The 7,316-nt window shown below is 63.5% G+C and carries 5 protein-coding genes; 3 read left to right on the top strand and 2 right to left on the bottom strand.

Annotated features, from left to right (window positions below):
• The coding region (locus Q0349_RS01905; RefSeq protein ID WP_298079141.1) for a DEAD/DEAH box helicase at positions 1-930 on the bottom strand (930 nt) is incomplete at its 3' end.
• Between the two features lie 236 nt (positions 931-1,166).
• On the opposite strand from Q0349_RS01905, the gene deoC reads away from it, so the two are divergent.
• Complete coding sequence (deoC, locus tag Q0349_RS01900; protein ID WP_298079140.1) at positions 1,167-1,883, top strand: deoxyribose-phosphate aldolase; 717 nt, start codon at positions 1,167-1,169, stop codon at positions 1,881-1,883.
• Positions 1,871-2,590 carry an endonuclease/exonuclease/phosphatase family protein gene (locus Q0349_RS01895; RefSeq protein ID WP_298079139.1) on the top strand — a complete coding sequence of 240 codons (720 nt, stop codon included), beginning with the start codon at positions 1,871-1,873 and terminating at the stop codon, positions 2,588-2,590. Before deoC ends, Q0349_RS01895 begins: the two co-directional genes overlap by 13 nt.
• Positions 2,591-2,593: 3 nt before the next feature.
• Here the strand turns inward: Q0349_RS01895 and Q0349_RS01890 are convergent, their stop codons facing one another.
• Positions 2,594-3,760, bottom strand: a complete 1,167-nt coding sequence (locus tag Q0349_RS01890) for an NnrS family protein (protein ID WP_298079138.1) — start codon at positions 3,758-3,760, stop codon at positions 2,594-2,596.
• A 171-nt stretch (positions 3,761-3,931) separates the two neighbouring features.
• Here Q0349_RS01890 and Q0349_RS01885 point away from each other — a divergent pair.
• On the top strand, positions 3,932-7,316 hold a 3,385-nt coding region (locus tag Q0349_RS01885), incomplete at its 3' end, for an MG2 domain-containing protein (RefSeq protein ID WP_298079137.1).

Genomic DNA, 7,316 nt, shown 5'->3' with positions numbered 1-7,316 from the left:
GGCGGGGACGTCGATGCCGCGCGCGGCGACGTCTGTCGCAACGAGGATGTCGCATTTGCCCTTGCGCAGGTCTTCAACGATGCGGTTGCGTTTGACTTGCGGCAGGTCGCCGTGCAGGTAGCGGGCGCGGAAGCCGTTGTCGCGCAGTTGGTCTGCGATTTCTTCGCTGGCGCGCTTGGTGGCGGCGAAGATAATCGCCTGCCCCATTTCCGGGTCGGCGACGAGATGCTCCAGGATTTGGTTTTTGTGGTCGGCGTTGTCGCAGAAATAGACTTTTTCTTCGATGTGCGCGCTTTCGACCTTGATGGCGATGCGCTCCGGCTCGCGCGTATAGCGGCGGGCGATTTTGCCGACGGCGCCGTCCCAGGTGGCGGATGACATGATGGTCTGCCGCGCCTCCGGCAGCGCTTCGATGATGGCATTGAGGTCGTCGGCAAAGCCCATATCAAGCATCCGGTCGGCTTCGTCGAGGACGAGCATATCGAGCGCGCTGCAATCGATGCGTTCGTCGCGCAGGTGGTCGAGCAGGCGGCCGGGGGTGGCGACGATGATTTGCACGCCTTTTTTCAGGGCGCGGATTTGTCCGCCGTAGGGCGCGCCGCCGACCAGCGGCACGGAGAACAACCATTTGAGTTCTTTGCCGTATTTGCGTACCTGGTCATGCACTTGCAGCGCCAGTTCGCGTGTCGGGGTGAGGATGAGCGCGCGCGGGCGTTTGCCCTTGTTTTCGCCGGTGACGAGGCGGGTGAGAATCGGCAGGACGAAGGCGGCGGTTTTGCCGCTGCCGGTTTGCGCGGAGAGTTGCAGGTCGCGCCCGGCGACGGCGAGCGGGATGGCTTGTGCCTGGATGGGCGTCGGCGTGGTGTAGCCGCTGGCAGCGATGGCCTTGAGCAGGGCTTCGGGGAGACTCAGGTCGGTGAAGGTTTGCATGGATGGCTCCGGTGTGTGGGGCAATGGCAAACCATGACGACCGCAGCGCCGTGAGGGTTACGAAGATGAGGGTTGCCGGAATTTTCATTTCATCGGCAACAATCAGGGGAAGCCTCGTGCTTCGGATCGCGGGCGATGTCGTCAAAGGGCGCGCATTGTACGCGCCCGCAGCGGCTTGTAAAGCGGTTCTTGCAAAAATCCCTTATGCTGTCGCCATTTTCACACCGGAGAACGCCATGCCCTTCCCCCCTGCCCTGCTTGAACTCGCCGCCCTTTCTGCCACGGAGGACGAAAGCAGCATCGCTGCCCTCTGCCTGCAAGCGACGGACTGCGCCGCGGTGTGCGTACCGCCGCCGTTTGTCGCCCAGGCGCGGCGGGCGCTCCCTGCTGCCGTGCAGGTCGCCAGCGTCGTCAATTTCCCCGACGGGGCGCAATCGCAGGAGGCAATTTACGCGACGCTGCGGCAAATCCTCGCCGACGGCGGCGATGAAATCGCCTTCGTTTTCCCCTACCGCGCCTTTATCAACGACAACGCCAGCAGCGCGTTGGAGCTCAGCGAAGGCGTCGCCCAGTTTTGCCACGACCACGACACCCGCCTGCGCGTCATCCTCGAAACCGGCGTGCTGGCCGATGGCGACATTCTCGCCAGCGCCGAAGCTGCCATTCGTGCCGGGGCGGATATGCTGCAAACCTCAAGCGGTTACGCCGAAAAAGGGGCGACGCCGGAAGCGGCACTGCTGTTGCTCAATACCCTTGCCGCCGCCCCGCGCGACATCGGCCTTGTCATCGCGGGCGGCGTGCATGACGCCGACACCGCCCGCGCCTATCTGGTACAAGCGGCAGCGGTGATGGGCGAAGATTGGCCGGACGCGGTGCGGTTTCGCCTCAGTATGGGCGCGGAAGACCTGCTCGCGCTGCAAGACGCCGACGGTCAGCCCCCATGCGCATCCTGAGCTACAACATCCAGGCGGCGATTAACGCGCGCAGCTACCTGAGCTACACCTGGCAATGGCACCGGCAAATCCTGCCCGGCCCGGCCAAACGCAAGACCCTCGCCCGCATCGCCGCCTACATCAGCCAGTTTGACCTCATCTGCCTGCAAGAAATTGACCTCGGCGGCCTGCGCAACGGCTTTCGCAACCACGTCGAACAACTGCGTGACTTGACCGGTCTGCCATACAGCCTCGCCCAGACCAATCGCCGCCTCGGCAAACTCTCGCTGCACGGCAACCTCATTTTGAGCAAAATGCCGCTGCGCGAAGTGCTGAACCGCCCGCTGCCGTCGCGCATCCCCGGTCGCGGCGTACTGGCGGCGGCGGTTGCAACCACCCGTGGCGAGCTGGTCGTCGCCAACATCCATCTGAGCCTCGGCGCGCTCGACCAGCACCGCCAACTGCGCTTCATCCGCGGCCAGCTTGCCGCCTGGGAAAACGTCCTCATCACCGGCGATTACAACTGCACCCCGGATGCGCCGCAACTGCGCATCCTCGCCGAACACGGCTACCGTCGCCTCGGCGACACCAGCCCGACCTTTCCTAGCTGGAGGCCGCACAAGGCACTCGATCACGCTTTCCTGAAAGGCGGTCTGAGCGCACGCAGCTTCGTCAGCGACGAACGCGACAGCGACCACCTGCCGCGGGTGATTGAGCTGGCGGAATAATCCTCACCCCGGCTTACCGTCAATGCGCGGGCGAAACCAGATGAGCGTGTAACCGTGCAGCAGCAGGCAGAATGCCACCACCCACAGCACCTGCGCGCAGCCAATCCACCATAAATATTGCGCGGGCAGGGCGAGCGGCAGCAGCACGCGGCAGACGAACCCGGCGCAGAGCAGGTAGAGTGCGATGACGGCGACGCGCGGCGGTTCGTGGATATTGCGCCCGGAGTGGCCGAGGCTGACCCGTGCCATCATCGACAGCGTCAGCAGGCCGATGCCGGAGAGGGCGAGGGCGTGCAGGGCGAGGGTATCGCTCACCACCGGCCAGAACAGTTGGCTGCCAAAGAGGAGAAAGCCGAAAATCATCGCGGCGAAGGCGAGGTGAATACTCCACAGCAGCGGGCGGTGCCAGATGCCGCGCGTGTACCAGCCGGCGAGACGCCAGCCGTTGCAGGCGGCGGTGGCGAGGGCGAAGAGCGCTGCCGCTGCCGTCCACGGCGTAAACACCTTCAATATAAAGAAAGCGGTAAAGGTGGCGAGGCAGGCACGGTCCAGCAGCGCGCTGTTTTTCGGGGTGAAGGGATAACCAACGCCGCGTTCGGTGAAAAACGGCGTCACCCGCCGCCCGATGGTGAGGACGATGGCGAGGATGACGAACACGCCGAGATAGAGGCTAAAACGGATGCCGTTACCCCAGCCGAGCAGCCCGGCGATAAACAGCATCTGGCCGATGGCAAGCAGCGCCATTTTCGAGACCAGCCCCATTTGCCGCCACTGCTTCACCGCAATTACCGGTTTGGCGACGCCATAAAAGCCGCCGAGGGCAAAGAGCAAATCGCAGCAGGCGGCAACAACATACCCGCCCGGTGCGAAGGCAAACAGCAGCCGCGCCGCGAACCACGGCAGCCAGTAGCAAAAAAGCGGCCAGCCGTGCGGCATCGGCACGCCGGTCCAGTTCTGCACTGCGGTGAACAAAAAACCGGTGACGACTGCGGCGGCGTAGCCATAAACCATCTCGTGGCCGTGCCACCACTGCGCGACCAGCCCGCCGACGGTGGCATGATGACCCTGATACACCGCCAGCCACGCCAGCATGGTCAGCACGGTGAAAGCGGTCGCGGAGAAAAAAAAGAGGCGAAAACCCAGATTGAGAATCGCGGGATAGCGGGACATGAACAGACTCCTGAAAAAACGGCGGCAAGAATAGCACCCGCCGCCCGCGCCACCGATGACGGAAATCAACCCCTTGCCGCAGCAAGAAAAATAAAGCCACAGCCCTCCCCCAAAAAACCCCGCCGGATTTGCTAAAATCCGCGCCAATTTTCACCCACAAGAGACACTCTCATGTTCAAAAAAACCCTGCTCGCCGCCCTGATCGGCGCCATCAGCCTTGCCCACGCCAGTGCCCGCTGGAGTGAAGACAGCCTTGTCGCCGCGCGCAACCAGGCCGAAGCGGACATCAACCAATACCTGAAAGACGGCACCGGCCCGGTTGCCAACCTGGCCGACGCCGACATCCGCACCTGGCGGGCAAACGCCAAATACAGCAAAAGCAAAAAAGGCGTAGCCAGCAAAGACTTCGCCCACCTGCAAAACCCCGGCGAACTGCTCGGCAAACTGGCAGAGCGCACCCGCTACAGCGACGACCCGCGCGGCATCGCCTACCGCGCCCTGCTTGCCTCCTCGCCCAACATCCGCAACTCACGCGAAGCCTGGCTGGGCGACAACCTCGCGCTGTACGAACGCATCATGGAAACCGACCGCGACAGCATCCCCTTCGCCCTGGCCGCGCTGGCAAAACTCGCGCCCGAATTTGAAGGCAACCAAAAAGAACAATACAACGCCCTGCTGGACCGCTTCACCTTCAAACTCGCCAACGTTGACGTGGACAAACAACAGGACAAACCGCAAATCTGCCTCGAATTTAGCGAAACCCTCCTCGCCGAACCCCAACAAGACTGGCGCAAACGCATCACCATCGAACCCGCCGCCGAAGGCGAAGCGCGCTACAGCGGCGACAAAATCTGCTACAACGGCGTCTGGCAGCGCGACTACAAAATCCGCATCGACCCCAAACTGACCGCACAAAACCACCTCGAACTGGGACGCGCCGAAGAGCGCACCATCAGCACCGGCGACCGCGAACCGATGGTGCGCTTCGCCACCCGTGGCAAAACCCTCGTACTTGACCCCGATGCGGCGCTGACCGTCGAAAGCAGCAACGTGGACACCATCGAACTCGAACTGTGGCAAATCCCCGGCAACAACCTCGCCGGCGACATCCACGACGCCATCGACAACCCCGACTACTTCAACACCTACGACCTCGACGCCAACGCCAGCAAAATCTGGAGCGGCAGCTTCAACCCCGAAAAAAGCGAACGCAACAGCGTCGTCCAGAACCGCATCGCCTTTGCCGACATGGCGGGCAAAGAAAACCGCAGCGGCGTGTACGTCCTCACCCTGCGCGTTCCCGACCAATACCAAACCGCGCTGATGGGCTTCACCGTCACCGACCAGGGACTCACCGCCTACCAGACCCGCGACGGCCTGCTCGCCGAGCTGCGCGACCTGCGCAACAACCAGCCCGTCGCCGGACAAACCGTCACCCTCTACGCCCAAAACAACCGCGTCCTCGGCGAAGCCAAAACCGACGCACAAGGCATCGCCCGCTTCAGCGCCGCACAAACCGGCGGCAACGGCTCCGACGCCCCCGGACACCTCGTCAGCCAGCACGACGAACACCTCGCCTACCTGCGCGTTGCCGGACAAGGCATCGACCTCTCCGACAAAGGCCTGGACGGCGCACCCGCCGCCAACCCGACCCTGAGCCACTGGAGCTGGCACGACCGCGGCGTGTACCGCCCGAACGACACCATCAACGCCCTCTGGCTCTTCAAAACCCCCGAAGGCAAAGCCTGGAGCGACAGCCCGCTCTGGCTCGAAATCCGCCGCCCGGACGGCAACCTCGTCCACAGCGAACTGCTCAAAGCCGACGACAGCGGCGCCTACCGCTACAGCAGCGCCATCGCCAACAACGCCCGCCTCGGCAACTGGCAAATCCGCATCAGCCTCGGCAAAGACGGCGCGCGCCTCGTGGACGAAACCTACCGCGTGGACAGCATCATCCCGCGCCAAATCGAAAATACCCTGACCGTCAAAACCGAAGGCGACAACAAAGCCAGCATCGACCTCAAAGCCGACTGGCTCTACGGCGCCCCTGCCGCCGACCTGCAAAACGACGGCGTCTGGCGCATCACCCACGGCGATCTCGCCAAAACCAACCCGGCCTGGACCGGCTGGCAAATCGGCCGCCACGACGAAACCGTCGCCGCCTACGACGAACAACGCATCGCTGCCGGCACCACCGACAAAGACGGCAAACGCCACATCGACATCACCCTCGACCGCCCCTTCGACACCCGCCCGCAAGCACTACAAGTCACCAGCACCCTCACCGCACCGGATGGCAGCACCATCGGCGCCGAAAACACCACCCTGCTGCCGCGCAGCGCACCCTACATCGCCCTCAAAAGCGGCGACAACACCGCGCAAATCGCCGTCATCAACGACAAAGGCGAACAACAGGGCGACAACCTCAACTGGACCCTCTACCAGGTAGCGCGCGACTGGTACTGGTACTACGACGACGGCGAATGGCGCTACAACGACAACGACACCCGCCACCCCGTCAAAACCGGCACCATCGCCACCGACGGCAAAACCCCGGCGACCCTCGAACTGCCGCTGGACAACGGCATCTACATCCTCGAAGCCCAGGGCAAAGACCCGGCGAGCGCCGCCAGCCTCGAAATCACCCGCGGCTGGTACGGCAACCCCGGCAACAACAACCCGTCCACCATCACCCTCACCACCGACCGCGAAACCTACCACAACGGCGACACCATCACCCTCAACCTGCAAGCGCCCTTTGACGGCGCCGCCAGCGTCAAAATCGCCAGCCGCGACACCATCAGCGAAAGCCACGACATCACCCTCAAAAACGGCAAGGCACAACTGCAAATCCCGTGGCAAGAAGGCTGGGAACAAGGCATCTGGCTGCTCGCCAACGCCTGGAACGACAAAAACGACGACCACAACCGCCGTGCCGTCGGCCTGCGCTGGCTTGGCGCCGACCTCGCGCACCGCCGCCTCGCGCCCCAAATCAAACTGCCGGAAAACGCCCAGCCCGAACAACCGCTCACCGTGGACATCCACGTCCCCGAAGCGGGCGACAACACCTGGGTCAACATCGCCGTGGTGGACGACGGCCTCTACCAACTGACCGCGCCCAGCTTCAGCGACCCGCTTCAGGCCTTCTACGGCAAAAAAAACCTGAACCTGGAACTGTACGACACCTTCGGCAACATCATCCGCCAGACCAACGCCCGCCTCGCCGCACTGCGCAGCGGTGCCGACGGCGATGAAAACCCGGTGGATCAAGCCGCACTTGCCGCCCTGCCGGACCTCGACCTCACCCTCATCGCCAACTGGAGCGGCCCGCTCAAACTCAACACCGACGGCAACCTCCAATACACCGTGCCCATACCGCACTACAACGGCCGCCTGCGCGTCATGACCGCCGCCTGGAACCCTGACAAAACCGGCAGCGCCGAACAAACCGCCATCGTCAAAGCCCCGGTAGTCGCCGAACTACAAAGCCCGCGCTACCTCAGCCAGGACGACAGCGGCGTCTTCACCCTGCGCCTGCACAACACCACCGACAAAA

The sequence above is a fragment of the uncultured Cardiobacterium sp. genome, from assembly GCF_938028185.1.
Classification (GTDB): domain Bacteria; phylum Pseudomonadota; class Gammaproteobacteria; order Cardiobacteriales; family Cardiobacteriaceae; genus Cardiobacterium.
Note: the sequence above shows the minus strand (reverse complement) of the source record. Positions and strands in the feature narration are given on the sequence as shown.

Bases quoted from the DNA above. Each gene is read 5' to 3' on its own strand.
- deoC (WP_298079140.1), top strand. From the start codon at position 1,167: ATGCCCTTCCCCCCTGCCCTGCTTGAACTCGCCGCCCTTTCTGCCACG.
- Q0349_RS01895 (WP_298079139.1), top strand. From the start codon at position 1,871: ATGCGCATCCTGAGCTACAACATCCAGGCGGCGATTAACGCGCGCAGC.
- Q0349_RS01890 (WP_298079138.1), bottom strand. From the start codon at position 3,760: ATGTCCCGCTATCCCGCGATTCTCAATCTGGGTTTTCGCCTCTTTTTT.